Below are 14935 nucleotides of genomic sequence, written 5' to 3' on the forward strand. Positions count from 1 at the left end.
GCGTTCATCCTGAGCCAGGATCAAACTCTCCAATAAAGTTAGTTTGTCTAGCATCTAAAAATAAAAATTGACGTTTCACGTTGTTTGTTTCGTTTAGTTTTCAAAGTTCAACATCGCGTTTCAGCGACTTTTATAATTTAACATTTATCGTTAAATCTGTCAACAACTTTTTTCTTTCGTTCCTGACGACGCTTATTAATTTATCATATTAAACATTCTTTAGTCAACACTTTTTAAAAAAATGCCAAAATAATTTTATCTTGGCATGATATACAGCTTAATTATTACTAATGCAGCAACACCGGGTAAGCCTAATAAACTTGTTACTGTCGCTGTACCTGCGTTAATCGGAATATGAAAATCAAAATATGTCCCTACAACATTTACGATAAAGAGCAATGCTATTCCTAAAGTAACATGAAAAAGTATTTTACCTATAAAACGCAATGGTTTAGAAGAAACACCAAAAACAAGAAAAATAAAAACAAGAGATAGAATACCAACAATAATAATTGTAGAATTCATTTTTTCCTCCTTATGAATGACCTATACATATCTATATGTATGGGACAAGACGATAAAAAAGAACGTTTATCCTATAACTCCAGTCGGCCCATTGTGATAACTTTTACGCAGCAACATTTTCTTCATACAAACCCATCAGAATCCTCAACGATTCTTTTAAAACGAAATAACCCCTCTACTTTAACAAATAAAAAGTAAAAGGTTCTGCTTAAAAAGCAGAACCTTTTACCATTGTTCCATTTTTACAGGGCGACGCTTCGCTTCTTTTAACAAGAAGAAATATTTCGCCTCCGCTATTTTCAAAGAACAAATTACATCTGGAGACGGCTCAACACTTTGTTCAACCATTCTCTTTTGACGTAACCATTCATTCTTTACTTTTTCTAATAGTACAATTAACTTATCGTCATACTCTTTACGCAATTTACCCTTTTTTTGAAAGAACATTTTTGTTTCTCCTCTTATACTTCTCTGCGGCCTTCTAGCGCTTTTGACAGAGTTACTTCATCTGCATATTCTAAATCTCCACCAACTGGTAGACCATGTGCAATACGAGTTACTTTAATACCTGTCGGCTTTAAGAGGCGGGATATATACATCGCTGTAGCTTCCCCTTCAATGTTAGGGTTTGTTGCCAATATCACTTCTTGTACCGTTTCATCGTGCAGTCGCTTTAAGAGTTGCGGGATATTAATGTCTTCCGGTCCAATTCCCTCCATCGGGGAAATCGCACCACGTAACACATGATATACACCTTGATACTCTTTCATTTTTTCCATCGCGATTACATCTTTCGGTTCTTGCACGACACAGACAACCGTTTGATCTCGATGTGAATCATCACAAATATAACAAGGATCACGGTCAGTAATATGTCCGCATACAGAACAATACGCTAGATCTCGCTTCGCATTCACAAGTGCTTTCGCAAAACCTAACACATCGTCTTCTTTCATATCTAATACGAAAAATGCCAATCGAACCGCTGTTTTCGGTCCGATCCCTGGCAATTTCATAAAACTATCGATTAATTTTGATATTGGCTCTGGATAATGCATATATCAATATCCTCCTAGAACATTCCACCTGGTAAGTTTAAGCCTTTTGTAAATTTACCCATTGTAGAATTTGAAAGTTCATCAACCTTTTTAAGTGCATCGTTCGTTGCAGCTAGCACTAGATCTTGTAACATTTCGATATCTTCTGGATCTACAACTTCTTCTTTAATTTTCACTTCAAGAACTTGCTTATGGCCATTTGCAATTACAGAAACCATTCCACCGCCAGCTGTACCTTCAACCGTTTTTTCACCAAGCTCTTCCTGTGCTTTTGCCATGTCTTTTTGCATCTTTTGCATTTGTTTCATCATGTTATTCATATTTCCCATTCCGCCACGCATCATATTTAATTCCTCCTAATAATAGTTATTCTTTTATTTCAATAAGTTCTTGCCCTACTAATTTTACTGCTTCTTCTATGAGAGGATCTTCTTTCTGCTCTGGGCTTTCTTCAGAATCCCCGCCTTCGCGTTGTAAAAAGTCCTCACGAATTTTACCCCATTCACTTTTCGGGATAGCAATCATATTTAACTTTTTACTTAGCAATTCAAAAAGAATTTGTTCCAGCGTATCCATTGCTTCACGATTTTCACTCGCCATTTTACAATGAATCTCATATTGAAATGCTAACACATAAGTATCATCTGAAGCCGCTACTGGCTCACTATTTTCTAATAAAACAGCAAATGCCACTTTGTTATACGATTTGAGTCTTCCTAACAACTCACCCCATACGGCTTTCAATTGTTCTAATTCTTGACGCTTCGCCTGCTTCAACACTTCATTTACACGTCCAACAGGAATTTTCATACTTCCCGTTCGCATTGGTTTTGGTGTTGCACGCGTCTCTCTTACTTCAGGTTGTACGCCAGCTGGTACACCATTCTTTTTAACTTGTTCTAATTCTTTCTCCAGTTGCTGCATTCTGTTCATAACCGCTTGTAAACGATCTGCACCGTTTGCTTGCATCATAAACTGCTGACACAGTTGTACCATCACAACTTCTAAGAAAATTCGTGGATGGTTTGTCCACTTCATCTCTTGTTGCCCTTTACTAAGACTATGAATAATCTCATAGATTACTTCCGGCTGCATTTCTTCACTTAACATGCGGAATTGATCATCTACAATTACTCGTTCCAACATATGTTCTAGTTGTGGTGAAGTTTGATATAAAAGCATATCACGATAATAGTAAATGAAATCTTCCATAAATCGAACTGGATCCTTCCCTTTACTCATCATCTCATCTATGATACGTAATGCTCTTGATACATCATTTTCACGTATACATTCTACTAGGTTACCTAAATATTGCTGAGAAACAGAGCCTGTTACAGCTAAAACATCTTCTGTTGTAACTGCATCATCACTATAAGATATAGCCTGATCAATAAGGCTAAGTGCATCACGCATACCACCCTCGGCAGCACGAGCAACAATTTGTAGTGCTTCCTCTTCTACTTGCGTACCCTCATTTGTCACAACCGTCGATAATCTCTCAACAATATCATTTACTGATATTTTTCGGAATTCAAATCGCTGACATCTCGAAATAATCGTAGGTGGAATCTTATGTGGTTCTGTTGTCGCTAAAATAAAGATAACATGTCCTGGTGGCTCTTCTAAAGTTTTTAGAAGAGCATTAAAGGCACCCATAGAAAGCATGTGAACCTCATCGATAATGTATACTTTATATTCTACAGCACTTGGAGCATATTTTACTTTATCTCTTATATCTCGAATTTCATCTACACCGTTATTTGAAGCCGCATCAATTTCTAATACATCTGAAATAGATCCTTGTGTAATTCCTAAACAAGAAGGACATTCATTACAAGGTTCAGCTACCGGAGCATGTTCACAGTTAATTGCTTTTGCAAATACTTTTGCAATCGTCGTTTTTCCTGTTCCCCTCGGACCAGAAAATAAATAAGCATGTGAAACTTTCTCTTGAAGAAGGGCATTTTGCAACGTTTTTGTTACGTGCTTTTGACCGACTACATCTTCGAACTTTTGCGGTCTCCATGTTCGGTATAACGCTTGGTATGACACGAAAATACGGCCTCCCTCAAAGGTTATTATCTTATATATTATAACCCATTCTGTTTATAGATTCCAAAAGTTATTTTCCATACAAAAAACCCACCTTGTATCAAGGTGAGTTTTGTATACATATATAACTGCCGTGCACCTTCTGTCGATTACGTACCATAAGCGTTACTCAAGCAGTTAGCTCGGTTCAGGCACTCCTGCGGCACACGAGAAAACCCGCTTATTGCTGCTTCCTTCCGGACCTGACAAGGTTCACGGGGTCCCGTTGCGCAGGACCCAAACGTCAACACCACTTACTTAAGGCAGACCTTACAGCAACATAACCTCGAGAAGGGATTCGGCCTCGCTAGAGCGGATTGCGAGTATAGGGCACCGCTACCTCCCCGCTTAGCACGGCAAAGTTAAAACCAATATTCGGTTGCCTTCATTAAAGGCATTATCAGTATAACTTGTTTTTTTATAAAATGCAAATGCGTTAATTCTCGTTACTTTTCTCTAATTTTTTTATCGCTTTTCTTTTTTTACGAAGCTCTCTAAAAAAGTTTGTTAGCAACGTACCGCACTCTTCTTCTAATACACCAGTGACTACTTCACATTGATGATTAAAGCGTTCATCTGTTAAAAGATTCATTAATGTTCCTGCACATCCGCCCTTCGGATCACTTGCACCATATACAACTCGCTTCACTCGTGATAAAACAATTCCACCCGCACACATTGGACAGGGCTCTAAGGTTACATATAACGTTGCATCTTCTAAACGCCATGTCCCTAGCTTTTTGCAAGCTTCATCAATCGCTAACAACTCGGCATGAGCGATTGATCGTTGCTCAGTTTCCCTTAAATTATGAGCGACACTAATTACCTCACCATCTAACACTATGACTGCACCAATTGGTACTTCTTGTATTTCCTCTGCCTTTTTAGCCTCTTCTATCGCTAGTTGCATAAAATAAATATCTTGATCTTGTTCCATAACCTAGTCCTTTCATCACAAATAAAATAAACCTTTTCCATTTACTACACGTGGGATAACTTTTATAAATTCAATCCACCCTAAAAGAAAAAGAGAGGGGATTACATATGAAAAACACTGCTTTGCTCATTATTGATATGATTAATGACTTTCAATTTTCCCACGGGCCCATCCTGGCAAAAAAATGCGAAACTATAACAAATCCTATTTTACAATTAAAGAAAACAATGAAAGCCTTCGGCTATCCCATAATTTATGTTAATGACCATTATCAACTTTGGAGATCTGATATTGACCAACTGATTACTCATTGTACAAATGAGTATAGTGAAAATATAATTCATAAGATTGCTCCACATTCTGATGATTACATTTTTATTAAACCACATTACTCTGCTTTTTATGAAACGCCTTTGAATTCTTTATTGGGCTATTTAAAAATAGAAAATCTGATATTAACAGGAGTTGCCGGGAATATATGTATCCTATTTACTGCTAACGATGCTCATATGAGAAATTATACACTGTATGTACCACAGGATTGCATTGCCTCTAACAATGATCAGGACAATCTGCATGCTTTAAAAATAATGGAAGCTACATTGAAAGCAAATATAATACCGTCATCTCAAATAAAAATTAATTAATACATATATCTATTTTCTAACTTTTTATATCAAATTAACCCGCTCGCTTCCCTCTTGTGCTACAATAATTCTGTTTTGTGTTTTTAGTAGTCACGGTAAATCACTGATTGAAAGGAGGAAACAGCGTGACCGGAGTACCATTTATCACGGTTGAAGGACCAATTGGTGTTGGAAAAACTTCACTTGCGAAGGAAATTTCAACTCACATGCAACTCCACTTACTAAAAGAGATTGTTGATGAAAACCCTTTTTTAGGAAAGTTCTATGAAGACATCGACGAATGGAGTTTTCAAACAGAGATGTTCTTTCTTTGTAATAGATACAAACAACTAGAAGACATTAACATAAAGTATTTGAATCAAAGGAAGCCAGTAGTAGCAGATTATCATATATTTAAAAATTTAATTTTCGCATCCCGTACATTAAAAGATTCTCAATATGACAAATACATGCAAATCTATCGTATCCTTACACAAGATATGCCTGTACCAAATGTCATCGTTTATTTAACGGCTAGCCTGGAAACATTACAAAAACGAATCGCAATGCGCGGAAGAGAATTCGAAAAAAATATGGATCCAAATTACTTACTACAGCTCACAAAAGATTACGAAACAGCAATGGATACTTTTAAAAAGGACCATCCAGATATCCCAGTGTTGAAATTTAACGGAGATGATATGGATTTTGTACAAAATCCCGATGATTTAAACGTCATCCTATCCGCCCTTCAAAATACTCTCTTAAAGGAGTCGAAATAATAATGAATTTAAGGCAAAAATATGATATACCGAATGATGCAGTAATTACTATCGCTGGAACAGTAGGTGTCGGAAAATCAACTATGACAACTGCACTAGCTAACGCTTTAGGTTATCGCACATCATTTGAAAAAGTAGATTCTAATCCATATTTGGACAAGTTCTATGCCGATTTCACACGCTGGAGCTTCCACTTGCAAGTATACTTCTTAGCAGAACGATTTAAAGAACAAAAGAGAATTTTTGAATACGGTGGTGGTTTTGTTCAAGACCGTTCTATCTATGAAGACACTGGAATTTTCGCAAAGATGCATCATGAAAAAGGTACAATGACGGAAACTGATTATGAAACATACAAAGGTTTATTTGATGCTATGGTCATGACTCCTTACTTCCCTCATCCAGACTTATTAATTTACTTAGAAGGTTCTTTCGATGATATTGTAGACCGTATTCAAGAACGCGGACGCCCGATGGAGCAGCAAACACCAATTGAGTATTGGAAAGAGATGCACGGACGTTACGAAAACTGGATTAACAACTTCAATTCATGCCCTGTTTTACGATTAAACATTAATGAATACGATATTTTAAAAGATGGCGATTCAATCGAACCAATCATTAAAAAAATTGGCCATTTCTTAAAACAAACACGTAAACTTGTAAAATAAAAAACCCGTGCATATGCACGGGTTTTCCTATTAAATTACTTCTTCTTTGTTGGAGCAATAATTTCACTCTCAGGTTTTCCAGCGTTAATACGCTGACGAACAGTACTTGTACTAATGTCATATGTTTCAGCAATCTCTTTAACAGTCATTTCTTTCCCGTTAATCACTGCCGTTAATACTTTACCTGTACGTTTTGGAGCTGCTTCTTTCTTTACAGCTGGTTTTTCAACCTTTTTTGGCGCCTCTACTTTTGTCGTAGCTTGCTTTACATCACAAGTACAACCACAAAGTTTACGGAATGTATCATCGCTTATAATACGCGATACATTTGCACCACTGTTTAAAATTCTATTGTTCTTACAGACAGGACATTGTACATAATATAAAGTTTTTCCATCTAAAGGAAACGTTTGTATAATAAGATCCATGTTGACTCCTTTCATATCTATGAAGATAATCATCGGAATATGAGTGTGTAATAAGGACAAAATCGCCTTACACCATACTTTATGATTGGTTTTAAAATAAAAACTCGTTACGTGTTGGTAACGAGTTCTCCAATCTCCACTTATATGCGCTGTTGTCAATTATATCTGGAGGAGGTAGAGGGATTCGAACCCCCGCGCGACTCTCACCGCCTGTCGGTTTTCAAGACCGATCCCTTCAGCCAGACTTGGGTATACCTCCATATTGACATCAAATATAATATCAAAAGAAAAACAGTTAGTCAACCCTACTAAAATAAATTATGAGGAAAGGAAAATTTTACTTTCCCCCTCCTACATTACAGTACTGACAACGCTCATAATTACCAATCACTCATACCGATGAATGTTTAAATTTACTTAATAACTGTTTTTCCTCCCATATAAGGGCGAAGAACTTCTGGAATTATAATTGTACCATCTTCTTGTTGGTAGTTCTCTAAAATAGCTGCAACCGTACGTCCAATTGCAAGACCAGATCCATTTAATGTATGAACATGTTCTGGTTTTCCGTTTGGCTCACGGCGGAAACGGATATTTGCACGTCTCGCTTGGAAAGCTTCAAAATTACTACAAGAAGAAATTTCACGATATGTGCCATAGCTTGGAATCCATACTTCAATATCGTATTTCTTCGCTGCTGTAAATCCTAAATCGCCTGTGCACATGCTCATAACGCGATATGGCAACTCTAATAATTGTAACACGCGTTCTGCATCATTTGTTAATTTTTCTAACTCTTCATAAGAATCTTCTGGTTTTACGAACTTCACAAGCTCTACTTTATTGAACTGATGTTGGCGAATTAAACCACGTGTATCGCGACCAGCTGAACCTGCTTCAGAACGGAAGCAAGAGCTAAATGCAGCATATCTTATAGGCAATTGCTCTTTATTTAAAATCTCATCACGATGCATATTTGTTACAGGTACTTCTGCTGTTGGAATTAAGAAGTAATCTTCACTTTCAATACGGAATGCATCTTCTTCAAACTTCGGAAGTTGTCCTGTTCCTGTCATACTTGCACGGTTTACCATATACGGAGGTAACACTTCTTCATATCCATGCTCGTCAGTATGAAGATCAAGCATAAAACTAATTAAAGCACGCTCTAATCTTGCGCCTGCACCTTTGTAAAATACGAAGCGGCTTCCTGTTACTTTCCCAGCACGCTCAAAATCTAAAACTCCTAAATCTGTAGCAAGATCCCAATGTGGTTTTGGTTCAAAAGCAAATTCCTTCACTTCTCCCCAAGTACGCGCTACTACATTATCATCCTCTGTTTCACCAACTGGAGCAGATTCATGAGGAATATTTGGAATAGATAACATTAATCTTTCTAAGTCTTCTTCAACTGTACGAAGTTCATTATCAAGATCTTTTACTTTTTCTCCAACTTCACGCATTTCTAAAATTAAAGCTTCTGCATCTTTCTTTTCACGCTTTAATACTGAAATTTGTTGAGACACTTCGTTACGTTTACTTTTTAGTTCTTCTGTTTGAACAAGTAATTCTCTTCTTCTCGTATCAAGCTCTTCAAAACGACCAAACTCCGTTAAATCTTCGCCTCTATGCTGCAATTTTGCTTTTACTTCTTCAAAGTTCGTACGTAATAATTTAATATCAAGCATTATATACTCCTCCTTTTATTTTATAAAACACAAAAAACTCCCGTCCCTATACAAAGGGACGGGAGTTAACCCGCGTTGCCACCCTAGTTGAAAGCATTACTACTTTCCTCTCAAGTAGAAATAACGGCTCTTCACCGGGAATGTTTACTAATCATAAAGATATTCCACATTCCATTCCAGGATGGATTCACAAACTGTTTCTATCGATTTCCACCAACCATCGACTCTCTATAAGAAACGACATTTGTTACTACTTCCTATCAACACGCTTATTTTATAAAATTGTTACCATCAATTTACTATAATCTTATACAAGTTGCAAGTTACTTACACAACTTTTTTCATTTTAGCTTCTTTTACCATTTCGACAAAGTATGCTGTCACACGATGATCATCCGTTAATTCCGGATGGAATGAAGCAGCTAAAAACTGATCTTGTCTTACCGCTACCATTCGATCGCCGTGCTTAGAAAGTACTTCGACGTTATCAGCAACATCTACAACATACGGAGCACGGATAAATACACCAATAAAGTCTTCCCCCACACCTTTCATTGAAAGTGCGGCTTCAAAACTATCTTTTTGGCGTCCAAACGCATTGCGTTCAACTGTAATATCCATAGCACCAATATGTGCTTCTTCATAGCCAATAAGTGTTTTCGCAAGAAGAATCATACCTGCACATGTACCAAACATTGGTTTACCAGACTTCGCAAATGTACGAAGTGGTTCCATGAAAGCATACTTATCAATAAGACGACGCATTGTTGTACTTTCACCGCCTGGTAAAATAAGACCATCAATCTCTTCAAGTTGCTCTATACGCTTTACAACAACAGCTTCTGCACCACTTGCTTCAACTGATTTTACATGCTCACGAACTGCACCTTGAAGACCTAGTACACCGATTTTCACCATTTTAAAGTTCTCCTTCAATTACCATCCACGCTCTTGCATGCGTTGTTCTGGTAATAACGTTGAAATTTCGACACCTTTCATTGCATTACCCAATCCTTTAGAAAGGCTTGCAATTAGTTCGTAATCTTCATAATGAGTCGTAGCTTCAACGATTGCACGTGCAAATTTCTCTGGGTTCTCTGATTTGAAGATACCAGATCCAACAAATACACCATCAGCACCAAGTTGCATCATTAACGCTGCATCTGCTGGTGTTGCTACACCACCTGCTGCAAAGTTTACAACTGGCAAGCGACCAAGGCGTTTAATTTCAAGTAGTACTTCATAAGGAGCACCAGTATTTTTTGCATATGTCATTAACTCATCTTCACGTAGACTTGCAACTTGACGGATTTCTGCATTGACTTGGCGCATATGACGCACTGCCTCTACAATGTTTCCTGTTCCTGGCTCACCTTTTGTACGAAGCATAGATGCACCTTCTGCAATACGACGTGCAGCTTCTCCGATATCACGGCAACCACATACAAACGGAACTGTGTAATCACGTTTATTTAAATGGTATACTTCATCAGCAGGAGTTAATACTTCACTCTCATCGATATAGTCTACCCCTAATGATTCTAATACACGTGCTTCTACAAGATGACCGATACGGCATTTTGCCATAACCGGAATTGACACCGCACCCATAACTTCTTCAACAATCGTTGGGTCTGCCATACGAGAAACGCCACCTGCTGCACGAATATCTGCTGGTACACGCTCTAATGCCATAACGGCAACTGCGCCTGCTTCTTCTGCAATCCTTGCTTGTTCAGCGTTAACTACGTCCATAATAACGCCGCCTTTTTGCATTTCTGCCATTCCACGTTTTACACGTTCTGTCCCTGTTACATTTGTCATGTACAAAAACCCCCCTAGGTGAATTGCTTTCCCCCGTTAAAGGCGAAAATTAAGAATACTCTTACATTCTACCATTAACTATCAGATGCTTGTCTACTACTTTTTCATAAAGTGGGTATGAAAAATGGGAATAAGAAAAAGCTCCTACAATGAGGAGCTTTTAAAACCAACCTTTTACTGTATCAACAGCACTATTCCATATACCACTAAAGAAAGAGCCGATTCCGCGCATAGAACGAGTAAACCAGTTTGCTTCTTCCACTGCTGATGTTGTTACAAGATCTACTTGTAATGACTTACCAGATAAAAATCCAGGGTCATTCGTATCTTTTGGTGTAATTACCATCTGACCAAGTGCAACACCCTTTTTAATAGGTGCTTCTTGTCCCTTACTTGCTTCTTTAAATTCTGTTTTATAAACAGCTTTACTTCCTTTTGGCACTGGAAGTGAAACAACTTGTTTTGTTTGAACTGCTACATCTTTATCTTTTGCATTTTCTACTCTTACTGTTTCTTGTCCTTTTACTGAAGAATCTTTTTTATACATTTGCTTCATTTCAAAGTTAGCAAATCCATAATCATATAACTTCTTCGTTTCATCAAAACGTGCTGTATGAGAACTTGTTTTAATAACTACAGAAATAAAACGCATACCGTTTCTTTCAACCGTACCAGTGAAGCAATCACCGGCTTCTGGAGTTGATCCTGTTTTCAGGCCGTCTACGCCATCGTATTGCTTAACTAAACCTTTTAACATCCAATTCCAGTTATCCATATTAATCGGGTATTTTCCGCCCTCTTGGAATACTTTTTTAGGGATTTTTGCTGTATCTAATGTTTTGGGATAATCCTTAATAAGATGTTGCGCTAAAATTGCGACGTCCCTTGCAGACATTTTATTTTCTTCATCCGGTGTTGTTCCTTCGGGATGCTGTCCTTTTAAATCTTTGTTCGTTAGGCCTGTAGAATTTACAAATTTATAATTTTTCAATCCCAACTCTTTTGCCTTATCATTCATCATTTTTACAAAATTAACTTCTTTTCCTGCCACTGCTTCACCTAGAGCAATTGTTGCTCCATTAGCAGAATAAATCGCCATCGCTTCGTATAACTCTTTTACCGTATAAGAACCACCGTTTTCTAGTGGAACATTTGATAATGAACGATCCTGTGAAATCTTATGCGCATATTCAGAAACCTTAATCTTTTGATCCCACTTAAGTTTTCCTTTATCCACTGCTTCATGAACTAAATATTCACTCATCATTTTTGTCATACTAGCAATTGATAATAACTCATCTGCATTCTTTTGATATAAAATTTTCCCAGAATTCGCTTCTACTAAAATTGCCGCACCTGCTTCAATGTTTAGAGCGGCTCCTGTTTCAGCCGATGCATTGCTATATGGTAACAGCATGCTACAAGCTAGTGTAAGCACCGTTACCAAAGCCATGAATCTTTTGCAAAACATACCTTTCACTTTTGCTACCCCCAATATCTATGTACTCACATAACCGTTATTCTAACATAATCAAAAAAAAATAGACAGAGATATCAAATCTCTATCTATTTACATATAAGACATTATAATGAGTAGTTTGGAGCCTCTTTTGTAATTTGTACATGATGAGGGTGGCTTTCACGTAAACCAGCACCTGACATGCGAATGAACTGTGCATTCTCACGTAAGAATTCTAAATCCTGTGCTCCACAATATCCCATACCTGCACGTAATCCACCAACTAATTGATGAACTGTATCTGCTAAAGGTCCTTTATACGGTACGCGTCCTTCAATACCTTCTGGAACAAGTTTTTTGTTTCCTTCTTGGAAGTAACGATCTTTACTTCCTTTTTCCATCGCTCCAACAGAACCCATACCACGATATACTTTAAATTGGCGACCTTGGTAAATTTCAGTTTCTCCAGGGCTTTCAGCAACACCAGCAAACATACTACCTAGCATAACAACGTGTGCTCCTGCTGCTAAAGCTTTAACCATATCACCAGAGTACTTAACACCGCCATCAGCAATAACTGGAATACCGTGTTTACGAGCTTCTGTTGCACAATCATAAACTGCTGTTAATTGTGGTACACCAACACCAGCTACAACGCGTGTCGTACAAATAGAACCTGGTCCAATACCAACTTTAACTACGTTTGCACCAGCCTCGATTAATGCTTTCGTTGCTTCAGCTGTAGCAACATTTCCAGCGATAATATTTAGTGCTGGATATTTCGCACGAACTTCTTTTACCTTTTCAATAACACCTTTAGAATGCCCATGAGCTGTATCAAGTACAATTGCATCTACGCTAGCTTTTACTAATGCATCGATACGAAGCATAGCATCAGCCGTTACACCAACAGCCGCTCCAACTAATAAGCGTCCTTGCTTATCTTTAGCAGAGTTAGGGAATTCAATTACTTTTTCAATATCTTTTATTGTAATAAGCCCTTGTAATACACCGTTATTATCAACAAGAGGGAGCTTTTCAATTTTATACTTTTGTAGGATCTTTTCAGCTTCTTCCAGTGTAGTACCAACTGGAGCTGTAATTAACTGTTCTTTTGTCATTACGTCAGAAATTTTGATTGAGTAATCTTGGATGAAACGCATATCACGGTTGGTAATAATACCAACTAATTTTCGCTCATCTAAATTATTTACAACTGGTACACCTGAGATACGATATTTTCCCATAAGATGTTCTGCATCATATACTTGATGTTCTGGAGTTAAGAAGAAAGGATCTGAAATAACGCCGCTTTCAGAGCGCTTTACTTTATCAACTTGCTCTGCCTGTTGCTCAATAGACATATTCTTATGAATAATTCCTAAACCGCCTTGGCGAGCCATTGCAATAGCCATGTCAGCTTCTGTTACTGTATCCATTCCTGCACTAATTAACGGGATGTTTAGCTGTAAGCTTTCAGATAAAACTGTTTTAACACTTACTTCTCTTGGTAATATATCTGACCTCGCTGGTACAAGTAATACATCATCAAAAGTCAAACCTTCTTTAACAAATTTAGATTCCCACATAATTGTTCCCCCCATGATACCAGAAATTATTATTAGTAGCTTATCAATTGGTTAAAATACTGTCAAGGACGTATATATATGTTAGAATTTTTAGACAATAAAAGGAGCGTAATATATGCATCAAACACATTGTACTTGGCAGCAATTAAGTTTCTTTTTTTCATCTCAAAATGTACAACGTTATCTTGCCCGTTGTTATGAAAAATCCTCCATACAAGATGCTGAAAAAAAAAGTTTTGAAAACTGTTATCCCTTTATTTACTACTTAGAACACGGGAAAAATTATTACGAATTATATAAGGCGGCCCCTTTTTCGATTCAACCAATGTTGTTATTTTATGGAATTAGCCAACTATTTAAAGCTTGCTTGTTAACTATTGATCCTAACTACCCAGAATCAACTACTGTTTTAGCTCATGGCGTTACAACTCGTAAACGAAAAAAACAGGGGTATCAATTTTTAGAAGATGAGGTGAAAATACAGAAAAACGGATTATTTACTCACGTTGCAGAACAACTGTTTCACATGAAACACTTAGAAGCGGAGAAGTTTAATATGTTAGAGCTGATGGGGAATATTCCTGAATTACAAAATTTGTTTCGTTATAGTCAAAAAGTATCAACTTTATATAAGATCGATTCAACAAATAAAAATGAGCTCTCCTTTTCAGTCAATATATTAGATCGATTACATATGACTAAAGAGCGATTTTCTCGTTACATCGAAACAACTTGTAAACATTTATCGATACAACACGTAGCTGAGAAAAATAGTGAATCGAATGTGTTTTTTTCGGCGCCTATTCAATCGTGGAATCCTATGTATAGTACTCCTTTATACTATGAGTACCTTACTAATACTTATTACTTACCACTTACGACTAATCCTAGAAATTCTAAACCCATTTTACCTGAGCTCCTCGTTCATTACTTATTGCTCTATAATTTAAGCATGATTTCTAGGTATGAAACTGATTGGTGGTATGACTTACTTGGTAGTTATGGATCTGAAGATTATCCATTTATTTATCAATTCCTTAATATTTCTGCCCAAAAAATACCTTACTATATTTCAGTATTTTTACTATCAGAATCTAATCTATTTCATGGGAAATAAAAAAACACGAGTCAAAGACTCGTGTTTTTTAGTTGCTTGGCGACGTCCTACTCTCACAGGGACAAGGTCCCAACTACCATCGGCGCTAGAGAGCTTAACTTCCGTGTTCGGTATGGGAACGGGTGTGACCTCTCTGC

16 protein-coding genes, 1 tRNA gene, 1 rRNA gene, 1 other RNA gene and 1 other annotated feature are annotated in these 14935 nt (G+C 37.2%); of the genes, 4 read left to right on the forward strand and 15 right to left on the reverse strand.

Features of this window, described 5'->3' with window-relative positions; genetic code table 11:
- Window positions 1-255: 255 nt before the first annotated feature.
- The 7 genes from ACS2MN_RS30485 to tadA form a co-directional block, all read right to left on the reverse strand.
- Entirely contained in the window at window positions 256-525 is a 270-nt protein-coding gene (locus ACS2MN_RS30485; protein ID WP_001089268.1) for a pro-sigmaK processing inhibitor BofA family protein, read from the reverse strand.
- Window positions 526-750: 225 nt separating this feature from the next.
- The gene (locus ACS2MN_RS30490) at window positions 751-972 is read right to left on the reverse strand and encodes a YaaL family protein (RefSeq protein ID WP_000466018.1); all 222 of its coding nucleotides are present in this window, start codon (window positions 970-972) and stop codon (window positions 751-753) included.
- A 14-nt stretch (window positions 973-986) separates the two neighbouring features.
- The gene (gene recR / locus ACS2MN_RS30495; RefSeq protein ID WP_000559167.1) at window positions 987-1583 is read right to left on the reverse strand and encodes a recombination protein RecR; all 597 of its coding nucleotides are present in this window, start codon (window positions 1581-1583) and stop codon (window positions 987-989) included.
- A 14-nt stretch (window positions 1584-1597) separates the two neighbouring features.
- A complete protein-coding gene (locus tag ACS2MN_RS30500; RefSeq protein ID WP_170957726.1) occupies window positions 1598-1924 on the reverse strand; it encodes a YbaB/EbfC family nucleoid-associated protein in 327 nt (108 codons plus the stop codon).
- 25 nt (window positions 1925-1949) lie between these two features.
- The gene (dnaX, locus tag ACS2MN_RS30505) at window positions 1950-3638 is read right to left on the reverse strand and encodes a DNA polymerase III subunit gamma/tau (RefSeq protein ID WP_000121584.1); all 1689 of its coding nucleotides are present in this window, start codon (window positions 3636-3638) and stop codon (window positions 1950-1952) included.
- Between the two features lie 131 nt (window positions 3639-3769).
- An RNA gene (gene ffs / locus ACS2MN_RS30510) (signal recognition particle sRNA large type) lies at window positions 3770-4034 on the reverse strand.
- A gap of 79 nt (window positions 4035-4113) precedes the next feature.
- Window positions 4114-4614: a tRNA adenosine(34) deaminase TadA gene (tadA, locus tag ACS2MN_RS30515; protein ID WP_000434333.1), complete on the reverse strand. Its 501-nt coding sequence runs from the start codon at window positions 4612-4614 to the stop codon at window positions 4114-4116.
- A gap of 107 nt (window positions 4615-4721) precedes the next feature.
- Here tadA and ACS2MN_RS30520 point away from each other — a divergent pair, with 107 nt between their 5' ends.
- From ACS2MN_RS30520 to ACS2MN_RS30530, 3 genes are all read left to right on the forward strand, one after another.
- Window positions 4722-5261, forward strand: coding sequence for an isochorismatase family cysteine hydrolase (locus ACS2MN_RS30520; RefSeq protein WP_000798728.1), 540 nt, complete (start codon window positions 4722-4724; stop codon window positions 5259-5261).
- A 125-nt stretch (window positions 5262-5386) separates the two neighbouring features.
- Window positions 5387-6022 carry a deoxynucleoside kinase gene (locus tag ACS2MN_RS30525; protein WP_000148219.1) on the forward strand — a complete coding sequence of 212 codons (636 nt, stop codon included), beginning with the start codon at window positions 5387-5389 and terminating at the stop codon, window positions 6020-6022.
- 2 nt (window positions 6023-6024) lie between these two features.
- Window positions 6025-6693: a deoxynucleoside kinase gene (locus tag ACS2MN_RS30530; protein ID WP_001053585.1), complete on the forward strand. Its 669-nt coding sequence runs from the start codon at window positions 6025-6027 to the stop codon at window positions 6691-6693.
- Window positions 6694-6728: 35 nt separating this feature from the next.
- Here the strand turns inward: ACS2MN_RS30530 and ACS2MN_RS30535 are convergent, their stop codons facing one another.
- The 7 genes from ACS2MN_RS30535 to guaB all read right to left on the reverse strand — a co-directional run bounded on the left by ACS2MN_RS30535 (window position 6729) and on the right by guaB (window position 13681).
- A complete protein-coding gene (locus ACS2MN_RS30535; protein WP_000364197.1) occupies window positions 6729-7121 on the reverse strand; it encodes a DUF3797 domain-containing protein in 393 nt (130 codons plus the stop codon).
- 166 nt (window positions 7122-7287) lie between these two features.
- Window positions 7288-7380 (reverse strand) — tRNA-Ser (locus ACS2MN_RS30540).
- Window positions 7381-7534: 154 nt separating this feature from the next.
- Entirely contained in the window at window positions 7535-8809 is a 1275-nt protein-coding gene (gene serS, locus ACS2MN_RS30545) for a serine--tRNA ligase (protein ID WP_000884202.1), read from the reverse strand.
- Between the two features lie 51 nt (window positions 8810-8860).
- Window positions 8861-9082 (reverse strand) — a binding site (T-box leader).
- Window positions 9083-9136: 54 nt separating this feature from the next.
- Window positions 9137-9727, reverse strand: coding sequence for a pyridoxal 5'-phosphate synthase glutaminase subunit PdxT (gene pdxT, locus ACS2MN_RS30550; RefSeq protein ID WP_000238789.1), 591 nt, complete (start codon window positions 9725-9727; stop codon window positions 9137-9139).
- Between the two features lie 18 nt (window positions 9728-9745).
- Window positions 9746-10633 (reverse strand): pyridoxal 5'-phosphate synthase lyase subunit PdxS, encoded by an 888-nt coding sequence (gene pdxS, locus ACS2MN_RS30555; protein WP_000186168.1) that lies wholly within the window; start codon window positions 10631-10633, stop codon window positions 9746-9748.
- A 160-nt stretch (window positions 10634-10793) separates the two neighbouring features.
- Window positions 10794-12104 carry a serine hydrolase gene (locus ACS2MN_RS30560; RefSeq protein ID WP_140154090.1) on the reverse strand — a complete coding sequence of 437 codons (1311 nt, stop codon included), beginning with the start codon at window positions 12102-12104 and terminating at the stop codon, window positions 10794-10796.
- Between the two features lie 113 nt (window positions 12105-12217).
- Window positions 12218-13681, reverse strand: coding sequence for an IMP dehydrogenase (gene guaB, locus ACS2MN_RS30565; protein WP_000264091.1), 1464 nt, complete (start codon window positions 13679-13681; stop codon window positions 12218-12220).
- Between the two features lie 115 nt (window positions 13682-13796).
- On the opposite strand from guaB, the gene ACS2MN_RS30570 reads away from it, so the two are divergent.
- Window positions 13797-14798, forward strand: a complete 1002-nt coding sequence (locus ACS2MN_RS30570; RefSeq protein ID WP_000554256.1) for a YaaC family protein — start codon at window positions 13797-13799, stop codon at window positions 14796-14798.
- Window positions 14799-14832: 34 nt separating this feature from the next.
- On the opposite strand, the gene rrf is transcribed toward ACS2MN_RS30570, so the two are convergent.
- Window positions 14833-14935: ribosomal RNA gene (gene rrf / locus ACS2MN_RS30575) — 5S ribosomal RNA — on the reverse strand; the annotation flags it as partial.

It is taken from the genome of Bacillus cereus group sp. BceL062 (genome assembly GCF_051780025.1).
In the GTDB taxonomy this organism is placed as follows: Bacteria; Bacillota; Bacilli; order Bacillales; family Bacillaceae_G; genus Bacillus_A; species Bacillus_A toyonensis.

Coding starts and splice junctions, on each gene's coding strand:
- ACS2MN_RS30485 (WP_001089268.1), bottom strand. CDS start 525: ATGAATTCTACAATTATTATTGTTGGTATTCTATCTCTTGTTTTTATT.
- ACS2MN_RS30490 (WP_000466018.1), bottom strand. CDS start 972: ATGTTCTTTCAAAAAAAGGGTAAATTGCGTAAAGAGTATGACGATAAG.
- recR (WP_000559167.1), bottom strand. CDS start 1,583: ATGCATTATCCAGAGCCAATATCAAAATTAATCGATAGTTTTATGAAA.
- ACS2MN_RS30500 (WP_170957726.1), bottom strand. CDS start 1,924: ATGCGTGGCGGAATGGGAAATATGAATAACATGATGAAACAAATGCAA.
- tadA (WP_000434333.1), bottom strand. CDS start 4,614: ATGGAACAAGATCAAGATATTTATTTTATGCAACTAGCGATAGAAGAG.
- ACS2MN_RS30520 (WP_000798728.1), top strand. CDS start 4,722: ATGAAAAACACTGCTTTGCTCATTATTGATATGATTAATGACTTTCAA.
- ACS2MN_RS30530 (WP_001053585.1), top strand. CDS start 6,025: ATGAATTTAAGGCAAAAATATGATATACCGAATGATGCAGTAATTACT.
- ACS2MN_RS30535 (WP_000364197.1), bottom strand. CDS start 7,121: ATGGATCTTATTATACAAACGTTTCCTTTAGATGGAAAAACTTTATAT.
- serS (WP_000884202.1), bottom strand. CDS start 8,809: ATGCTTGATATTAAATTATTACGTACGAACTTTGAAGAAGTAAAAGCA.
- pdxT (WP_000238789.1), bottom strand. CDS start 9,727: ATGGTGAAAATCGGTGTACTAGGTCTTCAAGGTGCAGTTCGTGAGCAT.
- pdxS (WP_000186168.1), bottom strand. CDS start 10,633: ATGACAAATGTAACAGGGACAGAACGTGTAAAACGTGGAATGGCAGAA.
- ACS2MN_RS30560 (WP_140154090.1), bottom strand. CDS start 12,104: ATGTTTTGCAAAAGATTCATGGCTTTGGTAACGGTGCTTACACTAGCT.
- guaB (WP_000264091.1), bottom strand. CDS start 13,681: ATGTGGGAATCTAAATTTGTTAAAGAAGGTTTGACTTTTGATGATGTA.
- ACS2MN_RS30570 (WP_000554256.1), top strand. CDS start 13,797: ATGCATCAAACACATTGTACTTGGCAGCAATTAAGTTTCTTTTTTTCA.